The sequence below is a fragment of the Pyxidicoccus sp. M15 genome (assembly GCF_056858435.1).
Window position 1 is genome coordinate 2,205,308 of record NZ_CM166495.1, and the last position, 21,501, is coordinate 2,226,808.

The 21,501-nt window shown below is 70.1% G+C and carries 12 protein-coding genes; 6 read left to right on the forward strand and 6 right to left on the reverse strand.

Annotation, left to right across the window (positions count from 1 at the left end; genetic code table 11):
• Positions 1-75: 75 nt before the first annotated feature.
• Positions 76-1,611: a RecQ family ATP-dependent DNA helicase gene (locus ACX9TP_RS08810; RefSeq protein WP_482979285.1), complete on the reverse strand. Its 1,536-nt coding sequence runs from the start codon at positions 1,609-1,611 to the stop codon at positions 76-78.
• Positions 1,612-1,738: 127 nt separating this feature from the next.
• Between ACX9TP_RS08810 and ACX9TP_RS08815 the strand changes: the two genes are divergently transcribed.
• Entirely contained in the window at positions 1,739-2,290 is a 552-nt protein-coding gene (locus ACX9TP_RS08815; RefSeq protein WP_482979286.1) for a GNAT family N-acetyltransferase, read from the forward strand.
• A gap of 97 nt (positions 2,291-2,387) precedes the next feature.
• Entirely contained in the window at positions 2,388-4,817 is a 2,430-nt protein-coding gene (locus ACX9TP_RS08820) for a Tex family protein (RefSeq protein ID WP_482979287.1), read from the forward strand.
• 107 nt (positions 4,818-4,924) lie between these two features.
• On the opposite strand, the gene ACX9TP_RS08825 is transcribed toward ACX9TP_RS08820, so the two are convergent.
• The 3 genes from ACX9TP_RS08825 to ACX9TP_RS08835 form a co-directional block, all read right to left on the reverse strand.
• Positions 4,925-5,260 (reverse strand): hypothetical protein, encoded by a 336-nt coding sequence (locus ACX9TP_RS08825; RefSeq protein ID WP_482979288.1) that lies wholly within the window; start codon positions 5,258-5,260, stop codon positions 4,925-4,927.
• A gap of 205 nt (positions 5,261-5,465) precedes the next feature.
• Entirely contained in the window at positions 5,466-6,581 is a 1,116-nt protein-coding gene (locus ACX9TP_RS08830) for a hypothetical protein (RefSeq protein ID WP_482979289.1), read from the reverse strand.
• On the reverse strand, positions 6,581-8,446 hold the full coding sequence (locus ACX9TP_RS08835; RefSeq protein WP_482979290.1) for an HSP90 family protein: 1,866 nt from the start codon (positions 8,444-8,446) through the stop codon (positions 6,581-6,583). Before ACX9TP_RS08835 ends, ACX9TP_RS08830 begins: the two co-directional genes overlap by 1 nt.
• A 275-nt stretch (positions 8,447-8,721) precedes the next feature.
• Here ACX9TP_RS08835 and ACX9TP_RS08840 point away from each other — a divergent pair, with 275 nt between their 5' ends.
• Positions 8,722-9,579: a metal-dependent hydrolase gene (locus tag ACX9TP_RS08840; RefSeq protein WP_482979291.1), complete on the forward strand. Its 858-nt coding sequence runs from the start codon at positions 8,722-8,724 to the stop codon at positions 9,577-9,579.
• Between the two features lie 171 nt (positions 9,580-9,750).
• On the forward strand, positions 9,751-11,130 hold the full coding sequence (locus ACX9TP_RS08845; protein WP_482979292.1) for a hypothetical protein: 1,380 nt from the start codon (positions 9,751-9,753) through the stop codon (positions 11,128-11,130).
• A gap of 15 nt (positions 11,131-11,145) precedes the next feature.
• On the opposite strand, the gene ACX9TP_RS08850 is transcribed toward ACX9TP_RS08845, so the two are convergent.
• The gene (locus ACX9TP_RS08850; protein WP_482979293.1) at positions 11,146-12,258 is read right to left on the reverse strand and encodes a hypothetical protein; all 1,113 of its coding nucleotides are present in this window, start codon (positions 12,256-12,258) and stop codon (positions 11,146-11,148) included.
• Positions 12,259-12,809: 551 nt separating this feature from the next.
• Here ACX9TP_RS08850 and ACX9TP_RS08855 point away from each other — a divergent pair.
• Positions 12,810-13,781: a hypothetical protein gene (locus tag ACX9TP_RS08855; protein WP_482979294.1), complete on the forward strand. Its 972-nt coding sequence runs from the start codon at positions 12,810-12,812 to the stop codon at positions 13,779-13,781.
• Between the two features lie 290 nt (positions 13,782-14,071).
• Complete coding sequence (locus ACX9TP_RS08860) at positions 14,072-20,089, forward strand: CHAT domain-containing protein (RefSeq protein ID WP_482979295.1); 6,018 nt, start codon at positions 14,072-14,074, stop codon at positions 20,087-20,089.
• Here ACX9TP_RS08860 and ACX9TP_RS08865 read toward each other — a convergent pair.
• A complete protein-coding gene (locus ACX9TP_RS08865) occupies positions 20,061-21,434 on the reverse strand; it encodes a hypothetical protein (protein ID WP_482979296.1) in 1,374 nt (457 codons plus the stop codon). The two genes, ACX9TP_RS08860 and ACX9TP_RS08865, sit on opposite strands and share 29 nt — an antisense overlap.
• Positions 21,435-21,501: the final 67 nt, after the last annotated feature.

The following is a 21,501-nucleotide window of genomic DNA, read 5'->3' on the forward strand; positions in this document are numbered from 1 at the left end:
AGCGACAGCCGTCGCCTGAGGGACTGAGGGCCGCGCCGGGAGCCACGTGCTTCCCGGCCGCGGCCCTCGGCCGTTTCAGGAGGCGGCGCTCGCGGCCGGCGCGTCGAAGTGGCCGGCGGCGCGCTCGCGGCAGTTGTCACAGTGGCCGCAGGCCTCGTCCATGGCCTCGTCGAAGTAGTCCCCGAGGAAGCGCCAGCGGCACTGCGTGGTCTGTCCGTAGCGCATCATCCGCTGGAGCCGCTCGCGGTCGCTGCGGTGGCGCTCCTCGTAGGCGGAGAGGAAGGTGTCCAGCTCCTCCAGGCTCTCGAAGTCGCGCAGCTGCTTCAGTCCGCGGGTGCCGCGCTCGAGGATGCCCGCGCCGGCCAGCCACGCGACGAGCACCTGCGTGCGCCGCTGGCCCAGGCCGGACGCCTCCGCCAGCGCCTTGAGGGAGAGGGCCTTCCCCTTCGCGGCGGCGAACAGCTCGCGCGCGACGGAGTAGAGCTGGCGGGACTCGTCGCGGTGCGGGTACTTGCCGCCGAGGAAGTAGCTCTGGATGCGCTTGTCCTCCAGCCGGTAGAGGAGCACGGCGCGCGCGGGCTGGCCGTCGCGGCCCGCGCGTCCGGCCTCCTGGTAGTAGCTCTCCGGCGAGTCGGGGAAGTGGTAGTGCACGACGAAGCGCAGGTCCTGCTTGTCGATGCCCAGGCCGAACGCCTTGGTGGCGACGATGACGCGGTGGCCGCCGTCCATGAAGCGCGCCTGGGTCTGCTCGCGCTCCCTCGGCTTGAGCTTGCCGTGGTAGCGGGCGGCGTCGATGCCCGCGTCGGTGAGCCACTTCCACAATTCATCCACGCGGCGCACGGTGGCGCAGTAGACGATGCCGGTGCCCTCCTGCTGCTTCAGGATTTCCAGCAGGCGGGCGCGCTTGGCGTCGGGGTTCACCGTGCGGGCCACCTCCAGGAAGAGGTTGTCGCGCTGGATTCCGGTGCACACCACGCGCGCGTCGGGGATGCCGAGCTGGGAGAGGACGTCCTCGCGCACGGCGCGGGTGGCGGTGGCGGTGAGGGCCAGCACGGGAGGACGGCCCAGCGCGCGGATGGCGTCGCGCAGCGCGAGGAAGGCGGGGCGGAAGTCATGGCCCCACTGCGAGACGCAGTGGGCCTCGTCCACGACGAAGAGGGACACGCCGGCCTTCTGGAAGGCCTCCAGTCGCTCGGGCTTCTCCAACTGCTCGGGCGTGACGTAGACGAGCCCGTGCTCGCCCCGGCGCAGCTCGCGCGTCGTCTCGCGGGCCTCGCGCGCGGTGAGGGTGGAGTCCAGGCGCGCCACGTCCACCTCGGCCTCCAGCATCTTCTCGTGCTGGTCCTGCATCAGCGCCAGCAGCGGCGACACGACGACGGTGGTCTTCGGGAGGAAGAGGGCGGGGAGCTGGAAGCAGAGCGACTTGCCCGCGCCGGTGGGCATGACGCCCAGCACGTCCTGGCCGTCCAGCAGCGCCTGGATGATGTCGCGCTGGCCGGGGCGGAAGTCCTCCACGCCGAAGCGCTCGCGGGCCTCCGTCTCCAGCTCCTCCCACGAGGGCCGTCCTCGCGTGGGCCTCGGTGCTGCCTCGACGTCGTCGGGCTTGCGCATGGCACGGGGCGCGGCCGGAGGGTGGTGGATTCCAGCGCGCCCCGAGGGGAAGGTAGGGCGTGGCCCGACGTCGTGCGGTGGACAGCGGCGTGCGCGCGGGGCTCCCCTGGGGAGTAGGCTGCCGGGCATGAGCGCTCCCGAGGTGCGACTCCTCCCGGCCCGGCCGGAACACGTGGACTATTGGATGGTGCTGCGCGCGGAGCCCGGGGCGCGCCGCTTCGTGGACACGGAGGAGGACTCGCGCGAGCAGCTGCTGCACCGCATCGCCGAGGCGGGCACGTTGGGGGACTCGCGCGCGAAGGGCTTCCGCTGGTTCGTGGAACATGACGGGCGGCTCATCGGCACGGTGTCCGCGCGGGACGTGTCGCGGCTGCACGGCCGGGCGCAGCTGGGCTACATGCTGTCCGACGCGTACCACGGCCGCGGGCTGGGCACGCGCGCGGTGGGGCTGGTGCTGGAGCAGCTCTTCACCGCGCTGCCCTTCCTGCAGCGCCTGTGGCTGGTGACGCTGGTGGAGAACGCGGCATCGCAGGGCGTGGCGCGCAAGCTGGGCTTCACGCTGGAGGGCACGCTGCGCGGCCACTGCATGCACCAGGGCCAGCGCAGGGACCAGCAGACCTGGGGCCTGTTGCGGCCGGAGTGGGAGGCGCGGCGGCGCGGCCAGGCGCACTTGCGGTGAGATGCCTTGCTTCGGACGCGTGGGGCGTTCTCCACGCGTCGCTTGCGGCGGCCGGTCTCTGGGAGGCCGTGGAGGGCCGGGTTATAGAAATAGCGCCATGCACGCCTACGCCGTCGAGCTTTCCCAGGAGCTGGGCCTCAAGCCCGAGCAGGTGGACCGGACCCTCGCGCTGAGCGAAGAGGGCGCCACCGTTCCCTTCATCGCGCGCTACCGCAAGGAAGTCACGGGCGGTCTGGACGAGGTCCAGATCCAGACCATCCTGGACCGCGCCTCCGAGCGCGCCGAGCTGGACTCCCGCCGCGACACCATCCTCCGCACGATTGAAGAGCAGGGGAAGCTGACGCCCGCGCTGGAGAAGGCGCTCAAGGCCGCGAAGACGCGCACCGAGCTGGAGGACCTGTACCTCCCCTACAAGCCCAAGCGCCGCACCCGCGCCGCGATTGCGCGCGAGCGCGGGCTGGAGCCGCTGGCGGACCTGTTGTGGAAGCAGGAGGGGAAGCGCGGAGACGACAGGGACGCGAAGGTGCGCCCGTTCGTCAACGCGGAGAAGGAGGTGCCGGACCTGGACGCGGCACTCGCGGGCGCGCGCGACATCTGCGCCGAGCGCGTGGCCGAGGACGCCGGCTTGCGCCGCGAGGCCCGCGAGGTGTGCGCGAAGCGGGGCGCGCTGCGCTCGGACGTGGTGGCCTCCAAGAAGGGCGAGCAGACCAAGTTCGAGAACTACTACGGCCACGAGGAGCCGCTGTCGCAGGCCCCGTCCCACCGCGTGCTGGCGCTGCTGCGCGGCGAGGAGGAGGGCGTGCTGAAGGTGAAGCTCTCCCTGCCGGACGACGAGGTGAAGGCGCTGCTGGGCTCGCGCGTGGTGACGAAGCCGCAGTCCCTCTTCGCGCCGGAATTGCGCGCGGCGGTGGAGGACGGGTGGGAGCGGCTGATGGGGCCGTCGCTGGAGTCGGAGCTGCGCGCGGAGCTGAAGGAGCGCGCGGACAAGCAGGCCATCGGCGTCTTCGGGGAGAACCTGCGCCACCTGCTGCTCACGCCGCCCGCAGGCGCGCGGGCGGTGCTGGCGCTGGACCCGGGCCTGCGCACGGGCATCAAGCTGGCGATGATGGACGTCACCGGCAAGGTGGTGGAGACGCTGACGCTCTACTCCGAGCGCAGCGCGGACGAGCGCGCCCGGGCCGCGAAGCTGCTGTCCGCGGTGGTGCAGAAGCACAAGCCGGAGCTGATTGCCGTGGGCAACGGCACCGGCAGCCGTGAGGCGGAAGGCTTCGTGAAGGACACGCTGAAGGCGCTGGGCTCGCCGGTGCCCGTGGTGTCGGTGAGCGAGCAGGGCGCGTCCATCTACTCCGCGTCCGAGGTGGCGCGCGACGAGTTCCCGGACCTGGACGTGAGCCTGCGCGGCGCGGTGTCCATCGGCCGGCGGCTGCAGGACCCGCTGGCGGAGCTGGTGAAGATAGACCCCAAGAGCATCGGCGTGGGGCAGTACCAGCACGACGTGGACCAGGGGCTGCTCAAGAAGAAGCTGGGCGAGGTGGTGGACTCGTGTGTGAACGCGGTGGGCGTGGACGTGAATACCGCGTCGCCGCAGTTGCTGGAGCACGTGTCCGGCGTGGGCCCATCGCTGGCGAAGAAGCTGGTGGCGCACCGCGCGTCGAAGGGGCGCTTCACCACGCGCCGCGAGCTGCTGAAGGTGAGCGGGCTGGGGCCGAAGACCTTCGAACAGGCGGCGGGCTTTTTGCGCGTGCGCGGGCCGGAGCCGCTGGACGCGAGCGCCGTGCACCCGGAGCGCTACGCCGTGGTGGAGCGCATGGCGAAGGACCTGGGCGTGGAGGTGGGCGCGCTGGTGGGCAACGCGGGGCTGGTGCGCAAGATTGATGCGAAGCGCTACCTGGGCCCGGACCTGGGCGAGCTGACGCTGAAGGACATCCTCGCGGAGTTGGAGAAGCCCAGTAGAGACCCACGCGGCGACTTCACGGCGCCGCAGATGCGCGACGACCTGCGCTCGCTGGAGGACGTGAAGGAGGGCATGGTGCTGCAGGGCGTGGTGACCAACGTCACCGCGTTCGGCGCCTTCGTGGACGTGGGCGTGCACCAGGATGGACTGGTGCACGTGTCGCAAATCTCGACGAAGTTCGTGAAGGACCCGTCCGAGGTGGTGAAGGTGGGCGACCGTTTGACGGTGCGCGTGCTCACCGTGGACCTGGCGCGCAAGCGACTGGCCCTCTCCGTGCGCGCGGCGCAGGAGGGTGGGGCGCCGCAGCCCTCGGGCCGTCCGGCCGTGGGCGGTGCGACGGGCTCTGGGCGGATGACGGAGCAGCGCGGCGGCAACCGGCAGGACTCGCGGCCTTCCGGCGCGGGTGGTGCTTCCGGTGGCAGGCCGTTACCGGGTGCGGGTGGCCGGCCTTCCGGCCCGCCGGGCTCCAGTGCTTCGGGCCCGGGCGGCAAGCCGGCGTCAGGCTCCCAGGGCGCTGGAGACAAGAAGGGCCCGGAGCCGTTCAACAATCCGTTCCGTAACCTCAAGCGCTGAGCGCGTCGAGTCGTGCATGCCGCCGGACCTGGGGGATGGTCCGGGCCCGCGTGAAAAGAACAGCCCACCCCGGAGCGCTCCGGGGTGGGCTGTGACTCCCTGAGGACTCAGGTCCAGGGATTGTCGTTGCAGTCCGCCCAGGCGGCGTCCAGCAGGTACGAGCCGTAGTAGGACTGGCAGGTCTGGCCCATGTAGCCGTTGCAGTCCTGCGTGACGGCGGCATTCACGATGAAGTAGCCGCCGCGGCACCGGCCCCAGCAGCACTGCCCGGCGCCATTCACGCCCTGATGTTCCGTGCCGATGTAGCGCTCGACAGCCGATCCGTTCGTCGTGTCGGATGCGGCCTGCTCCGGCGCGCTGCTCTCATCCATCTCCGGAGCACCACCGCACGCAACGGCACCCGCGGCGAACGCGGCCAGCACGACACTCTTCACGAAGCTCATGAGCTCACCTGTCATTGTTGGGAGGACCCTGGCGAGCGGGGGCAATCACTCGCCGGAGGCGCCCGTCTCGGACGCGGGCCAACAGGTACAGAGTCTCAAGTCATTGCGGTATTGCGGGTTTCACGTATCCGCGTGGGAATTGAACAGACGCGGGCCTTAAAGCCAGTCACTCTGTCCACGGGATTGCAGTTGTCACACGGCTGAGTCAGTCAATGGCGAACGGCCGCGCCTCGTCCGCCAGCGTCCGGTTGCGCGCCAGCAGCCGGGCGAAGCGGTCCGTGCCGTTTCGCAGGTCGAAACGGGATGCAATCTCGCGCGCCTGTCCGTCCACCCACGCGTGCAGCGCCTTCACCTCGTAGCCGCAGTCCGCGCGGTAGCCGGGGTACGCCTTCGTCAGCCGCAGGCTCACCGTGTCCCGGCCGCCCTCCGCCTGGATGCGCTCCAAGAGGAACGCGGCCGAGGCGTAGAAGGTGAACCTGTCCCGGTGGCTCGGATGCTCCAGCGCCCAGCCCAGGTGCTTCTCCAGCAGCGTCAGCCCCCGCGACAGGTTGTCCGTCAGCGCGAGGAACTCCATGTGCTCGCCCACCGTGGCGAGGAACTCGCGATTCTTGGCCACCATCGCGTAGCCGCGCCGGTGGAGCTCCCGCGCCTGCTCCAGGTGCTCCAGCTTGAAGAGCGGGTACAGCAGCGTGCCGAAGGTGAGGTGCGGAATCTCCGCGCAGCCCTGCCGGCCCTCCAGGATGGGACGCGCCTTGCGCAGCGCCTGCTCCCACTCGCCCTTGTCGACGTGGTGGTCCAGCTCGTCATCCAGCTCGCAGGCACGGCAGTCCGTGAGGTGGTCCCTGGGGGACTCCAGCCACGCGGCCCACAGGCGCTCCGCGTCGGCCTCGTCGCCCATCTCCCGCGCCGCCATGTAGCGCAGCTTCATCACCGAGCGCCGGCCCGCGTCCGCCTTCGCGAAGCACTGCTCCACGTCGTCCAGCGCGTCGGCAATCTGCTTGCGGGAGATGTGTGGGAATTCCTTGATGCGCCCCACCACCCACTTCTGCTTCCAGAGCATCCCCTCGGGGTCGAAGCGCTTCGGGTCCTTCTTCTGCTGGCCCCGGCACCACGCGAAGGCCACCAGCGCCTTGTCCGGGAAGCCGCCAAAGGTCGCCGCGTCGATGAGCGAGTCGCGCAGCATGTAGCCCAGGCCCGTGTCCGCGTGCGCGTCCGCCAGCCGCACCGCCTCCTCCAGCAGCCGCACCTTGCCCTCGCCGGGCTCCATCGCGTCCGCGCGCTCCCACAGGTCCTGCGCCTGCTCGCGCCAGTCGCCGGACATCAGTGGAACCCCCGCGAGCCAGGTCCGCCGCCGTCCTCGCCGCCCTCTCCACCCTCGCCCGTGCCGCCGAGCTGCGCGGAGATGAGGCCCAGCAGGCCCTGGTTGAGCAGCGCCATCTCCTGCGCGTTCAGCGGGTGGTGGCCCAGCAGCAGTGCCTGCACGTAGAGCATCTCCACCGACAGCTTCAGCACCTCGCGGTCCGCCACCGCCGCCAGCCGGCGCACCACCGGGTTGTGCAGGTTGAAGCACAGCTGCGCCGGCTCACCGCCCGCCGCCGCCATGACGCCCTCGAGCACCCCGGCGTAGAGGTCGTCGGACTCCTCGCGCGCCCGCTCGGCGTCGCGCCGGAAGGCGCCCTCCGCGTCCGAGCTGTAGAGCGTGGGCACCTCCGCCGGGAAGAACTTCTTCACCACCACGCCGCAGCGGAACGGCGCCAGCACGCGCTCCGCCATGCGCAAGAGCGGGAAGACGGCCTCGCGCTCGTCCAGCGTCAATTCCTCGAAGCTCTGCGGCAGGTCCGCCGCGGAGAAGGGCTCCACCTGCGCGTCCGGCACTACGTGCGGCAGCCTCTCCAGGAGCGCCGCGTCGTGCGTGTACGCCGCGTTGATGATGCACAGCCCCTGTGCCCCCGCCACCCGCGCCACCTGCCGGAAGCCGTCCAGCGTGGGCGTGTACCGCACCACCGGGTGCGCGCGCCGGTAGTCCGCCAGCGTCATGACGCCCAGCGACGTCTCGAAGGGGAGCCAGTGGATGACGAGCTTGTAGAAGTCGTCGTCGTCCAGCGCCAGCGCCTTCACGCTCAGCCCGTGCAGGGCAATCAGCCGCTGCAGCGCGCGCGGGTCCTCGTGCGCCAGCTCCACCAGGTACGTGCGCAGCCCCTGGCCCAGCGCCTCGCGCGCCAGGGCGAGGGACTCGTCCTCGTAGAAGGACTCGCGGCTGGCGGTGGGGCGCAGCGCGTTGGCGTTGACCACGCACTTCACGAAGAAGGCCCACTCGGGGAGCAGGTTCTCCGCGCTCTCCGACAAGAGCATGTGCTTGAGGTACACCCGGTGCTTCTGGCGCGCGTTGAAGTGCGGCGAGGCCGGCAGCACGAAGGCCACCCCGTCCACGTCGCCCGCCGTGGAGCGCAGGGGGATGCAGTCGATGAAGTCCGTGCCGAACACGTCCCGCCCGTAGGCCAGGAGCGCCTTGCGCCGCTCGGACGCGCTCTCGTAGTCGCGCCGCCAGGGCGGGCCGTCCGGGTTGAGGCGCTCGGTGCGGCCACCCGCGGTGAGCTGGATGGGGAAGGGGAGCAGCCCGCCGTAGTGCCGGGCCAGGTGGCGCAGGCGCTCGGCGGTGAACCACTCCGTCATGTCCGCGCGGGCCATCAGGAAGACCTGGGTGCCCGGCCTGTCGAGCGGGTGCTCGGACTCCCGCACGGCGTAGGTGCCGTCGTGACGGCCGCGCCACTCCAGCGTCCGCCCGTCCCCGCGCACCGAGCGCGTCACCACCAGCAGCTCGTCGCACACCATGAAGCACGACAGGAGGCCGATGCCGAACTGGCCGATGAAGTCGTTGCGGCGGGCGGCCAGGACGTCCTCGCGCTTGGAGGACTCGCCGATGGTGGCGAGGAAGCGGTGGATTTCGTCCTCCGTCAGCCCTACGCCGTCGTCGCTGAAGAGGAGGGTGGGCGGGCTGCCGTCCTGCTTCTCCATCAGCTCCAGCCGGACGGTGCCCGCATGCCCGGGCTCCAGCAGCTGGCGCGCGCGGATGGCGTCCGTGGCGTTCTGCAGCAGCTCGCGCACATACACGCCCGGCGAGCTGTAGAGATGGTGCGACAGGAGGTCGATGACCCCACGGAGGCTGACTTGGAATCGGTGGTCCACGGCGGCCGGGGACGTTAGCGCGGGGCCGCCCCGTGCGGGGAACGAAGCTCAGCTCTCCCGGGAGTCCTTCCGGCTGTCCGCGTGCCCGTCATGTCGACGGTCGATTCGAGCTTGAGGCGCGCCTTCCTCCAGGGCATCTGTCCTCCGGGCGGCAGGCGAGGGCGACAGGCCCTTGAGTGGTTGCCCGGAAGGTGACAATCGGCGGCCGGGCCGTGGGGTGCCTCCAGGGCGCCACGGCGGCAGCTCGACATCTCGACGCACAGGAGCGGACTCATATGCGGACGCAGCTCATGGCAGTGGTGGTGGGTGCGCTGATGACCCTCGGCGGGACGGCGGCGGCGCAGGGCACTCCGGCCCCGGCCGCCCCGGCGCAGGGCACTCCGGCGCAGGGCAAGGCCGCGAAGGCCCCGGCGGCGGCCACGAAGGGGAAGACGGAGGTGACGTGGTGGGGCCACGCGGCCTTCGTGGTGCGCACCCCGGGCGGCGCGGTGATTGCCATCGACCCGTGGCTCACCAACCCCAAGGCCCCGCAGGGTGCGGCCCAGCCGGAGGCGCTGGACGCCATCCTCGTCACCCACGGCCACTTCGACCATGTGGGTGAGACGAAGGCGCTGGCCCAGAAGACGGGCGCGAAGGTGTTCGGCTCGTTCGAGCTGGTCAACCTGCTGGGTCTTCCGGAGGCCCAGGCCGTGGGCGCCAACGCGGGCGGCACCTTCAAGGTGAAGGACGCCACCATCCACCTGGTGGAGGCGGTGCACTCGAGCAGCTACCAGGCGGACCCCAAGTCCCCGGCCCAGTACGCGGGCGCGCCGCTGGGCTTCGTGGTGGCCATCGACAACGGGCCCACGCTGTACCACGCGGGTGACACCGGCCCCTTCGAGGGCATGGCGCTCATCGCCGCCCAGTTCAAGCCCACCGTGGCCATGCTGCCCATCGGCGGCCACTTCACCATGGGCCCGGCGGAGGCCGCCCAGGCGGCGCGGCTGCTGAAGGTGAAGAGCATCGTCCCGATGCACTACGGCACCTTCCCCCTGCTCCAGGGCAACCCCGACGCACTGCGGGGTGAGCTGAAGACGCTGCGCGGCCCGGCGAAGGTGGTGGACCTGGAGCCCGGCAAGGCCACTGCCCTGTAGTCCATTTCCCCAGGTCGGCGGCCCCGCGGCGCTCCAGTAGCGCGGGTTCTGGGGCCGCTGACTCCTGGGGAACGGACCGCTCCCCAGGCCGGGTGGAATCCGGAGAGCGCCTGGGTTACATCCGGGGCTCACTGCTCCCGGACCGTCGGCGGCGGTCGAGGGGGTGTACCGGTGTTGGACTTCAGCAAGGCGGGATGGCTGCTCCCGCTCCTGGACGAGGCGATGGCCTCCGCGAGCTCGCCCTCGCTGGAGCCGTCCGCCGCGCCGCTGGCGTCTGGCCGGGCCCGGGCCCGCGCGTACCTGCGCCGCACGCTGCGCGCCAGCGGGCTGCTGTATGGCACGCCCGCGGACGCCCCCGCGCCGGAGGACACGGGCGCCCCCACGGAGTTCCAGGCGCGCGCGCTGGAGGAGCAGCTCTTCCGCGCGGTGGTGAAGACGCTGACGCGGCTGGCGCTTGATTTGGCCCACCTGGTGGGCGCTCCGGCGGGGCCTCGCGGGGAGCAACTGCTGTTGCTGTTCGCGGTGCTGACCGGGGAGCTGGACCTGGCGGACGCGCTCGACAAGTGCCTGGCGGCCGGCAAGCCGGTGCCGAAGCGGCTGGCGGGCAAGGTGGAGGCGGCGCTGCGCAAGCGCGAGCCGACGCTGGCGGGCGACCCGGTGTACGGGCTGGTGCTGCACAACGGCGCGCAGTACGCGGACGCGCAGCTGTTCTGCCGGCAGGCGATTGACTACTTCTCCACCGGGCGGTTCCAGCGCGAGCGCGCGCAGCGGCGGCTGTACTTCGCGGCGAAGCAGAAGGCGCTGCTGGTGGACGTGCTGACGGGGCTGGCGTGCGTGGACCGCCTGCCCGGGGTGCCCGCGCGGCGGGCGATTCTGCGGCAGGTGGAGGACCTGAGGCTGCCGGACGCCATGGAGTCGGAGCTGAAGGCGGCGGTGAAGCAGTCCTTCGAGCGGCGGCGCTCGGTGCGCGACGTGGTGAAGCAGGTGCGCAGCGTGGACATGCGGCACTTCCTGCTGGAGCAGACGCTGCTGGCGGCGCTGGTGGATGGCCGGCGCACGCGGCGTGAGCGCGTCTTCATCAGCGAGCTGGCGGACGCGCTCCACGTGCCGAAGGAGGAGCTGCACCGGCTGGAGCTGGAGATGGCGGAGTTCTACGCCCAGCACCGCTCGCTGGTGGATGTCTTCACGGTGACGGACGCGGCGGGCGCCATGGGCGAGGACATGGTGGCCGGGATGCAGGAGACGCTGGAGAAGAACTTCCACCGGCTCATGCAGGAGGTCCGCGAGACGGGCGACCTGGCGGTGCTGCTGACGAAGGCGGCGCGGCGGCAGAAGCTGACGGGTGAGGAGCGCAAGCGGATGCGCGCGCAGCTCATCGACGTGGCGAAGGCGATTCCGGCGCTCGCCATCTTCGCGGCGCCGGGTGGGTTCCTGCTGCTGGCGGCCCTGACGAAGGTGCTGCCCTTCAGCCTGTTGCCCAGCTCGTTCCAGGAGGAGGAGCCCGTCGAGGCGGACAACGACGAGCTCATCCCGGAGCGCGAGGTGGGGTAGGGCGGGGCCGCGCGCTCAGCCGCAGCTGCCGCCCGAGCAGTCGAAGCAGGCGCTGTCGCAGTCCGAGCCGTAGCACAGCGAGATGTCGGGGCCGTGGCAGGTCGGGGACGTGATGTCCTGCATGTCGTAGCTCACCTGGATGTCGCCGCAGGCAATCACCCGGTCGTCCGTGCCGCTGTTGTTCTCGACGGTGATGTAGTTGTCCAGGTACGTCGACCCGCTGGGCGGCACGCCCTTGTTCCAGTTCCCGTAGGCGACGAAGTCCTTCGCGGACGCCGGCGCGAGCGTCCTGAGGCCCGTGTAGTAGTGGTACATCTCACCGACGTCCACCTGCTGCGTGTACACGTTCGCGCCCCGCTGGAACTTGAACACGACCGGGCCGTCGCCGGAGCAGTTGGCGACGCCGAAGTGCGCCCCGTGCCCCTTGTGGCTCATCACCGGGCTGCCCCGGGTCGTGGTGCGCAGGCGGCGGAGGTACGTGGAGCCCTCCACGATGTCGCACGACTTGAGGGCCGGAATGCAGGAGCCCTTGTCCTGGGCCCCGAGCGTGTAGTCACAGCCGCTGGTGCAGTAGGTGTCGCCGCCCGAGTATGCGTACTCGACGACGGCGAGGCCGGCCTGGCCGCAGGTCGGGCTTCCGTAGATGTCTCCCACCGCCGCGCGGAACCCGTCCGTGCAGCCGGCCGCCAGTGACGACGAGGCCGACACGTCCACGAGCGGCAGCTTCGCGAGTGCTTCCGCGTTCTCCCGCTGGAGGCTCGCCCGCCGCGCGTCATCGACCGCGAGCAGCGCCGCCTCACGCCGCGCGAGCGCGGCAGGAAGCTCCATGCGCCGCGGGGCCACCGCGAGGAACACCTCGCCCGGCGTGTGCTTCTCGATGAACTCCGCCGCGACGAGCGGCCGGCCGGGCGGGGTCACCTGGACGGCGATGTCCACGCCTCCCTCGGAGTTCTCCAGCCACGTGACGGCGCTGCCTCGCTCACCGGTGACGCGGGCGACTTCCATGACGCGGGCGGGCGTGGTGGTGGCCACGAGGGGCGTGGAGCTCGCCGCCCGGGCGGGGGCAAGCGCCGCCAGCGAGAGCGCGGCGGCGAGGGACAGGTTCAGGGTACGGATGGCGGCAGACATGGTCGGGACTCCCGAGGTTCGGGGGCGTCAAATCGCCCGCTCTCCCGGAACGAGCCCCGCTACACATTCCCCTCACACGGATTTCACGATGATTCCGCCCGGGCTCACGCGCTCAGGTGCCACTGCTTCGTCATGCGTCAACACGCCGAGACATGAGGTCGGTGCACAGCGCGTACTTGCGGCTCCGGCGACCTCAGCGTTTTCGTGAATTCGTCGAGCCACCCTGTACGCCGTCGTTAAAATTTCGGGACGCGGGCGAGCCCCTTTTCCCGCCACTCGCCAACAGGAGCCGACGCGTTTGAACGCTGCCGGGGGGCGGTTGAGTGGGAAGATTGCGGCGGCAATCCCAGTGGAACGCCAGTTCTTGACTGCTGTCCGCGCAGGGATTACCAATGTGTTGCGCCTTCCCGCGCCCAGCTCCGCTGACCTGCCCACGCCGGGTCACACCATGGAGCGAAGGGGAGTTTTCTCCTCGGGAAACATCGTCTCACTTCCGCGCTTGGAGCAGCGGGAGCGTGGGTCCCTTCGCTCTTGGCGCACGGGAGTGGAACATGACGCAGCGCAAGACCCTCAAGAAGCGAATCCGTGCCGTGGCAGCCGAAACGGGACGCAATTACACGTCAGTGTGGGCGGAGTTCAATCCGGCCCCCAGCAAGCCCAGTCCTAAAGACAGTGGAGATGAGGCCCGAAGCCCGATGGAGCTGCGTCTCCAGGCCGCGGACGACGGCGATCTTCTCTTCTTCCGTGTTGCGGACATGCCTCCGGAGGAGTGGTTCCGCTCACGCGCTGCCTTCGAGCGGCTCGTGGGTAGGTTGCTCGATGCCGTCGAGCGTCGACACCCGGAGCTGCTTCCTCGCATCTCCGCGGCGCTGGCTCTTCAGCAGCGTGGGCAGCGGGAGGTGCTGGATTTCGGGATGGATGACTGGCTGGTCCTGCGGGTCGATGCCCCGCTGAGGTTCGCGCACGACATCTTCATGCATGCGCTCGAGGAGACCGGGTGGATGCAGGTAGACCCCTACTCGGACATCTATTCGCTGCGGGACCTGCCCGCGTTGTGGGGGGACCTCTTCGACAACGTGTTCCACGGGGTGGCCGAGCCTGTCCGTGCGACCGTCCGGCAGCATTGGAATGAGGCGGGCCAGCACGCCCTGGCACTGCGGGCGAAGGAGTGCCTCGCGGCGCTGCTGGCGGCGGACCAGATGCTCCGACGGCATGAGTATGAGCCCGACAACGACCACTACAATGCCGAGTTCGAGGAGAATGTCTTCGAGCCCTCCGATGAGGAGTGGACGATTGTCAGTCACGGGCCGCAGGGGAAGACCCGCGAGGTGACGCTGGCGTTGGGCCGACGCTATCTCTGCGCCAGCAGCCTACCCATCTTCGGGCGGCCGCCTCGGGAGGTCGAGGTTCTCGCGTTCTCTGGAAAAGGGGGGCCCGAGTTGGCGAGGGTTCGATTCATCGACACCGGTGACGTGTTGGAGGTGGAGACCCATCGGCTGCAGCCGTTGCCTGCCGCTCGGTGAGGCTCCGGAGGCTCCCAGGTCTCGTACGCATCCCGGATGAGGGCCACTTGTGAGGGACCTCGTCTTGGCTGCGCTGAAGGTGCGCGGCGGCCTGGTGCATGAGGCCGCCGCGCAGGAGCGCGGTGGCCAGCCACTGCGGTTCTTCGTGGAGCCCCGCTTCATCCCAGCGCCGCCGCGTGCGCTATCCTTGCCATTGCATGGCACACGTCCCGGCTGACGATGAAAAGGCTCTCACCCGCGCTCAGCGTGAGTGGGAGCGACTCCGCTCCCGGGCCGTGGAACTGGCCCGTATGGCCGGGGGCATCCACGGCGTCACTCCGGGCTCGCTGCTGGAAGCCATTCAGGGAGAGCCACCGTCGCCGCTCCCAGAAGCGCTTCTCGGGCTCATCCTCCCGAAGCTCGATGAGCTCGACCTGCTGCCTCGGCTGGTGCTCTGCATGCAGTTGTTGCGCTGGCTGGACGGGCCCGCGCATGCGAGTCCATTGCGGTATCCGACGGCGCGCATCGCAATCAGTGCTCTCTACTCGCTCGGGCGCACGGAGTTCTTCCCACTCCGCTTGAGCCTGCTGGATGGACTGCTCGCGACTCCGCCTCCCTCCGACGAGGAAATGGCCGACCTGCTCTTCCGGCGGGGCAATACCCGTCTCGGGCTCGCTCAGGAGGAGCCCGCCTTGCTCGACGTTGCGATTCAAGACCTGAGGGCTGCGGCGAGTCTGGCGCATGCCCGTGAACTCACGCTGGTGGAACTGGAGGCCGACTGCGCCCTGGCACGCGCTGAGTTCCTCTCGTTACCGGGACGCCAGCACCTGCCTTCGGGCAAGCTCGAAGAGCGGATTGCCCATATCGAGGCGCTTCTCCCGCGTGCCCGGCTGCTCGGCATGGAAGGGGATCTGCACGACATCCTGGCCGAGCTGGAAGGTCGAGGCATCGCGCACGGCCGTGTGGATGCCGCCTCCCGGGCCGTCGCGCATGCACGGCAGGCTGCGGCCATGACAGCCCCTCCCGCGGTGAAGGCCACGCGACTGGCGTCTCTCGCGCAGCTCCTGCTCCTGCACGGTGGAGCCGAGGAGCGCGCCTCCGCCATCCAGGTCGCACAGGAGGCCGTGAAGGTCTTGCCCACGGAAGCTGGCGACGTCCACGCATCACAAGCCCATGCCGCGTTGGGGGACGTCCTCCGGCGTCACGGCCGCGCCGCCGAGGCCATCGGTCACCTCGAGTACGCCCTCAAGCTGATGGTCCGCCAGAAGCCCGGTCCCAACCGCAACCTCATCCGACTGCATCTTGCCCAGGCGCTGCTCGATGAGGAGCAGCTCGACGATGCCCGCCATCAGCTGGAGCTCACCTTCGCGGAGTCACGGAGCTCAGGAGACAATCCGGGCCTGCTCGATGCCACCCGACTCCTTGTCATGCTCGACGCTGAAGCAGGTCGCGACAGCGAGGCCGGGGCTCGGCTCCTCGAGGCAGAAGCCCGGCTGTCGGGCACTCCGGCCCAGACGCTGCTGTCTTTGATCCGGCTGAGACCCAGGCTCGAGGACGCGCCCTCCGATGAGTTCATCGGGCTTGTGCGGCGATACCTCTCGCGTCAGCTCCCGAGGGATGACCCATCTGACACCGAGCTTCAGGACGCGGTGGCCAATCACCTCCACTTCCTTCCAGCGGACCTGCGCCGCCAGTTGCTGGAGGAGGGGGGGCACATCATCCGGGATGTCGCGGTCCGCGCTCGGCTCCTGGAGGCCGAAGGACGGCGTTCGGAGGCGCTGGACGCCCTTCGCGAGGCCTTGGCCACCTCGCGGGAGCCAGAGCGCCGCCTGCAAGCCGCCGCGCTGCTCATCACCTTGCTGCCAGACGACGCCAGCACGGAGCGCCTGCGCTGGTGCGATGAGGTCGAGAAGCTGCTCGAGAGCACGCATGACAGTCCCTACATCCGCACGGACCTCGCCATGGGACTGTGGATGTGTGGACGCAAGGACCGGGGGCTGCTGGAGCGCGCATGGTGGCACGCGGAGCGGGCCGAGCGGCTGCTCGGGACAGAGCCCCGGGCCCGGACCTTCAATTCCAGGGCGCACGCGCGGATTCGACTCGACCAGATGTCGCTGGACGTGGCGGTGTCCACGCCCTCCCTTGCCGCACTCGGCCGGTGGTTCACGCGCGAGCTGCCCTTGCCCGAGGAGGAGCTTTCCAGCTACCGCTGCCACGTCGTGAAGTGCCTGCTTCTCCGGGGCCCGCTGGTCCACCCGGAGGCCCTCTCGGTGGCGGAGCAATTGCTCGGGCGCATCCGGCCCTCCGAGGAGGCGAGGGCCCTGGGCATGCGGCTGCAATGGATACAGGCGTGCCTGAGGTCACCGCGACAGCTGCCCGCACGTCCGGAGGCGCTGTCTGCGGAATTTCGCGGAGCCTGTGATGAGGTGCCTGGGTGGGCCGTGGCTCTCGCCCAGGGCAAGCCTGTCCCGGCAGAGGTGGTACTGGGGACCGAAGCGCGGGCCACGATGCTCATCGTCCTCGAGGTCCGACCCGACCGCGTGGAAGACGTACTGGAGTGGTGGCTCGCACGGGAGAGTGACCTGGGCGGACTCGATGCCCTGGCGGACGAAGTGGGACGCGCCTCGGCGGCCGCGTCGCTGCGCGGGCTGCGAGCGCGCGTGGCGAAGCTCGCGGCGGAGAGCCCCAGCTTCCGCCTGCTTCGGCTCCAGGTGATGCTCTGCCGCAAGGCCAGTGATGCCTCCGACCATGAAAGGGCCGTCGAGGCGCTGCTTGCGTTCGCGCGAACCCCCCAGGAGCGGGTGGAAGCGATGTTGATTCAGGGCGTCCAGCGCATGGAGGTGGAGCGGTTCGAGGATGCCCGGCCGATTCTGGAGGCCGCCCTCGCCGAGACGCGTCGCGCCGGGCTCGATGCATGGACGCTCTTCCCGGTACTCGTGTCCGCGGGGAATGCCTTTCGCCGTGGGCGGGCTCCCGACCTGGTACGTGCCCTGGAGCTCTATGCGGAGGCGGAGACCCTGGAGGGGCTCAACGAGCATCAATCCGCTCAGCTCTGGAAGGTGAAGGCCGACGCCTTGCTGGCGCGTGGGCATGAAGGTGATGCCGTCCAGGCCCTGGCGCTCCTCGAACGCGCCCTCGCGGTGCGGAAGTCCGACTTCCTTCGGGTCGAGACGCTGGTCTCCGCCGCGCAGGCCGAGCGCGAACAGCCGGGACGGGAGGAGTCGCTCCGCCTCCGGAGAGCCCTGGACAGGATGAATGAAGCGGAGCGCCATGCGAAGGGGCACTACCGGACGCCGGTTGCCGCCATGCAGGTGCAACTGCTGGCCCGCCTCATCCGCCTCCATCCCGGCGACGCTTCACTGCTCGCGCAGCTGGAGCTACTGGCGTCCCAGCATCCGGAGCTGGCGGAGGAGGTCCGGTTCGCGAAGCGAGGACTGGCGGGAGTCGTGCCCGAGGATGTGATGGCCGCGGCCCGTGCCCATGTCGAGCACCCGGCGGGTGTCGCGTTCATCGAGGCCGTTGCATGCCTGCACTCCCCGGATCCGCGCCTGCTGGAGCGTCAGGCCAGACAGCTGGGACTGGAGCCCGAAGAGGCCCAGAAGCGCTTCGAGCAGGCGCTCCAGTCGGAAGACCGCTCACCACAGGCGATTCGCGAGCGAGCGGACCGACTCGCGAGGGTTGATGATGTAGCCGCACGTCCCGGTGCGGCCGTGGGGAGGGCCGTACTGCTGGCCCATGTGGCCGAGTTCGGACTGGCCCGGGCTGATGAAGTCTCACGCGTGGCCGGCGAAGCCGAGCAGCTCGTTCGGGGCATGTCCGAGAGGGACCTCCGGCTGCGGCTCCTGCTGGAGCTGGGACGGGTCTGGGCTCCCGTGAATCACTCCAGCCACCCCGTCCGGGATTTCCGTCGTGCTGCCGAAATCGCGCGGGAGGTGCGCGAAGCTGCGGGACCATCGGGAGAGCTGGCTCGGTCCGCACTGCAGAGCCTGGCCCGGTCGACGCGCTACCGCACGGACCTGGATCCGCAGGTGCGTCTCGGTGAGGCCGAGCGGTTGTACGAGCAATGCGTCCGTGAGTACGAGGCCGCCGGTGAGCGCGACATCGCGGCGCACGTGCGGTCGAACCTCGCCGAGCTCCGGACCGAGCAAGGCTCGGGCGCCTCGAGGGAGGACTTGCAGGAAGGCATTGCCGCCGCCAGGGAACGACTCGACGAAGGCGGTCCTCCCGAGCAACTGGCCAAGGCCCGGCTGACACTCGCCGTCCAGCTGACGATGATGGGCGCCAAGCTGCCGCCTCCCGAGAACAAAGCCAGGCTCTCCGAGGCTCGGGAGGTCTTCGCGAGCCTCGACCGCTCCCTTCTCTTGCCCTCGGAGCTGCACAGCGCGGACAATTACCAGACCATCTGTCTCGTGGACCTGGAGCTGGCCGAGGGCCGGCATGAGGAGGCGGTGCGGCTCTGGCGCCAGCGCCTTTCGTCGCTGGGGCCGGACGTGCCGGAGGAGGTCCGGGCGTATACCGTGCACAACCTGGCCGACACGCTCATCCGGCTGGGCACCCGGCAGGAGTGGCTCCGGGAAGGACTCCAGCTTTCGGAGCAGGCCCTCCAGTTCCGCACGTTGGAGCGCAACCCGGTCCACCACTGGGAGACGTGCGAGATCATGGCAAGGGCGACGGTGCTCCTGCTCGCGTCCGCCTCGCTGCCCACGTCTGTCGTCCGTCAGGACTGGGAACGCGGCCGGCGTGCTCTGCGCGGCGCACTCGCGGCAGCGAAGCTCATTGGAAGCCACGAGCGACTCCTTCAGTCGGCTTCGACCATGATGACGCTCGCGCAGATGGCACCGTCGATGGCCGCGCTCGAGACGGCATCCTCGGAGGGCTGGCGCGCGATGGACGAGGCGAGGCCGTACCTGCTTTTCGATGCGCAGGCGGGCGTCATGGAGGCAGGGCTCTCAGCCGCGATGGCGGAGCGCTTCGCTCGCCGGCTCGTGGAGCGTGGGCCGGTGGGCACTTCCGAAGGACTGGAGTTCGTTCTGTCGGGGGAGGAGCGGACGACTCCCGTCCTTCGGTGGATGGTGCGTGCAGCCGGCGCGGCCCAGCGCCGACTCGCGGGGCGCACGGCCCGTCCCGAAGGTGTGCCGCATGGTACCTGGGTCGAATGGCTGGAGGCGAGCCGTTCTGGGCACGGGCGCAGCATCGGTCGTGCGCTGGACGCCATCCGGCGGCACGTGCCCTCGTTCCTCCAGGGAGAGCCGACGCTCGAAGGGACATGGGATTGGCTGCGCTCGCGTCCGGGCTCGGCGGCGGTCGCCGTCTTGCCGGGCACCCGGGGAATGCTGGTCGCCGTCCTCACCCACGGAGAACAGCCGCGGGTCCTCATTGCGAACCTGGTGGCGAGCGCGCCACCGCACGATGCGGAGACCGTGGCCCGAAGTCTCTCCGCGCAGGGAGCGGGAGACGAGTACCGTGCCTCGCTGGAGTGGGCGCGACGATGCGTCCTCACCCCGCTGGCGAGCCTTCTGCCGAAGGCTCCCTCCGAGCTTCTATGGGTGCCCGGGGGCGTGTTGCGGGTGCTGGCTCCCGCGGACCTCTGGCCATCGCTGCCCGTCACGTGCGCGGTGCGGCTCGACCTGGAGACGCGGGCGGCGCCGCCTCGCCCACGGCGCACGCTGCTGGCCGTAGCCGATCCAGGCCCTGATTCAGACCGGTCGATTCGTGACTCCGTCGAGCTGGGCGCCTCCCTGGCGCTCGCGGCCCAGGGGATGGGGGCCCTGCGCGTCCGACTGAGCCGCGGGGCCCGCTGGGGACGGGCCCTCGGATTCCCATGTCCGGAGCTGGTGGAGGGGCCTGCCTCTCCGGAGGCTCTCCTCCGCGAGCTGGCCGAGGTGGACGTGGCGATGCTGCTGTGTCACGGCGAGGTGGATGGCCCGACCGACGCGAGAATGCTCCTGGTGGACGACTCCGGTGCCGTGGCGCCGTTGACCATGCAGCGCCTCGCCGAGGACCCGCATCTCGTGGCGGGCACCACCTTCATCCTCCTCTCGTGCGAGACGGGGCGCGTGGGGGACTGGCTCCATCAGGCCACGGGGCTCGCGGGCGCGCTGCTCGCGGGAGGTGCACGGAACGTGGTGGCGCCCCTGTGGCCCGTGTTGCTCGACCCCGCCTGGAAGGTGGGGCATGCCCTGCTCCAGGCCCTTGCCCGCAACACGGACCTGTCCGCGGCGCTCCTGCAACTGAATGCCCCCGAGACAGGCCCGGCACTCGGAGGCCGGGCCCAGCGCCAGCAGGAGCAGACGTGGTCTCTCAGGGCATTCGTTCGCTGGGTGGGCTGAGCAGCACCTCCGTCACCCGAGCCTCTGGAATGGATGCGACGGCATCGAGCAGTGCGTCCAGCGAGGTAACCTCCGGGAGCACAGGGGCGGCAACGGCGACGAGAAGCGCCGCATCTTCATGCCCATGGAGCTGCCAGGACGCGAAGGTCCAGCGTGCGCCCTTGCGCTGGTAGTCCCCTCCCTCCTGCAGGGGCTCACCCCTGGGATGCGCGGTGTCGACCAGGAACAAGCGAAGCTGCCACGCGGGTGGGCAGAGCCCCTCGACGCCGACGTCGAACCGGCTTGGAGGACGTCCGAGGACCACCACGGGCTTCACGCTGGCGGCGCTCACCTCGAAGCGCTCCAGCGCCTTCGCGACATCGTGCACGAACCGGGACCTGGCCTCGTCCAGCCGTGCGAGCCAGTCATCGAGCGTCGCCGGAAGCCGCTGGGAGGGCACGCGTGATGCAGCAGCGAGCACTGTGCTCCAGAGCGCGTGAGCGGCCGGTCCCGCCAGGTCTAGACGCTGGCGGGCCAGTTCATCGAATCCGGCCAGAATGGCGGGTGCATGCGCGACCTGCCGGGAGACTTCCGCGAGGATGCGCTGCACGTGCGGCTCCAAGCCGAGCACCTCGGACACCGCGAGGACGTCTTCGAGGGCCAGCAGCCTGTCCTGGGCTTCGTCCGCCTCGCCATCCTGGAGCGAGCCGTCCAGCCCCGACAGCAAGGGCTCGACGCGCAGCTTTCCCTGCAGGAGTTGAAGGACCTGCTGCCGGTGGCTCTCGTAGTGGGCCTCCGCCGCGTGAAGGCGTGCGTCCACTTCCGGTCCCTGGGGCGCCAGCGCCCGGCCGTGAGCGATGGCCCAGACCAGGTTCCACGCATCGTTCGTGGTCGACAGGGGCGCCTTGGAGACTGCCTCCAGTTCCTGAAGCACATGGGCCTTCCAGCCCCCCGGGACGGACATTCCGACTCCCTTCATCCATCTTTGCAGGGCCTTCTTGTGGAAGGCCGTATCACTCCCGGTGGAGTCCTCAATGGGCAGGTCCGGGCGGAAGGCGGTCAGCACGCAGATTGGAGGTTGCAGGCCCACTGAGATGAGCACGCCCCGAGGCGTGCAGCACAACAAGGAGCTTTTCTTCTCGCTGCTGCGCTGCCTGGCGCAACGGGTCTCCTTGCTGCCGAGCTCGGCCAGGTAGGTCGGTCCGTAGTACTGGTCATGATGCTGATTGAGCAGCGCGATGCAGCGCTCGTCCGTGCTGGGAACCTCACCGCGTGGTTTCAGTGGCAGCGGGGGACAGCCGCACCCCTCGGATGCGCTTCGGAGCGCGCGGATGTCGACCTTCGCCAGCGAGTCCCAGCGCTGCACGGGGCTGTAGAAGTGCTTCCAGACATGACTGGCACGCCCGCTCTTGGGCATGGGCTCGACATGGCCC

What these genes read in the sequence shown, in the direction of transcription:
- ACX9TP_RS08810 (WP_482979285.1), bottom strand. Translation starts at nt 1,611, where the DNA reads ATGCGCAAGCCCGACGACGTCGAGGCAGCACCGAGGCCCACGCGAGGA.
- ACX9TP_RS08815 (WP_482979286.1), top strand. Translation starts at nt 1,739, where the DNA reads ATGAGCGCTCCCGAGGTGCGACTCCTCCCGGCCCGGCCGGAACACGTG.
- ACX9TP_RS08820 (WP_482979287.1), top strand. Translation starts at nt 2,388, where the DNA reads ATGCACGCCTACGCCGTCGAGCTTTCCCAGGAGCTGGGCCTCAAGCCC.
- ACX9TP_RS08825 (WP_482979288.1), bottom strand. Translation starts at nt 5,260, where the DNA reads ATGAGCTTCGTGAAGAGTGTCGTGCTGGCCGCGTTCGCCGCGGGTGCC.
- ACX9TP_RS08830 (WP_482979289.1), bottom strand. Translation starts at nt 6,581, where the DNA reads ATGTCCGGCGACTGGCGCGAGCAGGCGCAGGACCTGTGGGAGCGCGCG.
- ACX9TP_RS08840 (WP_482979291.1), top strand. Translation starts at nt 8,722, where the DNA reads ATGCGGACGCAGCTCATGGCAGTGGTGGTGGGTGCGCTGATGACCCTC.
- ACX9TP_RS08850 (WP_482979293.1), bottom strand. Translation starts at nt 12,258, where the DNA reads ATGTCTGCCGCCATCCGTACCCTGAACCTGTCCCTCGCCGCCGCGCTC.
- ACX9TP_RS08855 (WP_482979294.1), top strand. Translation starts at nt 12,810, where the DNA reads ATGACGCAGCGCAAGACCCTCAAGAAGCGAATCCGTGCCGTGGCAGCC.
- ACX9TP_RS08860 (WP_482979295.1), top strand. Translation starts at nt 14,072, where the DNA reads ATGGCCGGGGGCATCCACGGCGTCACTCCGGGCTCGCTGCTGGAAGCC.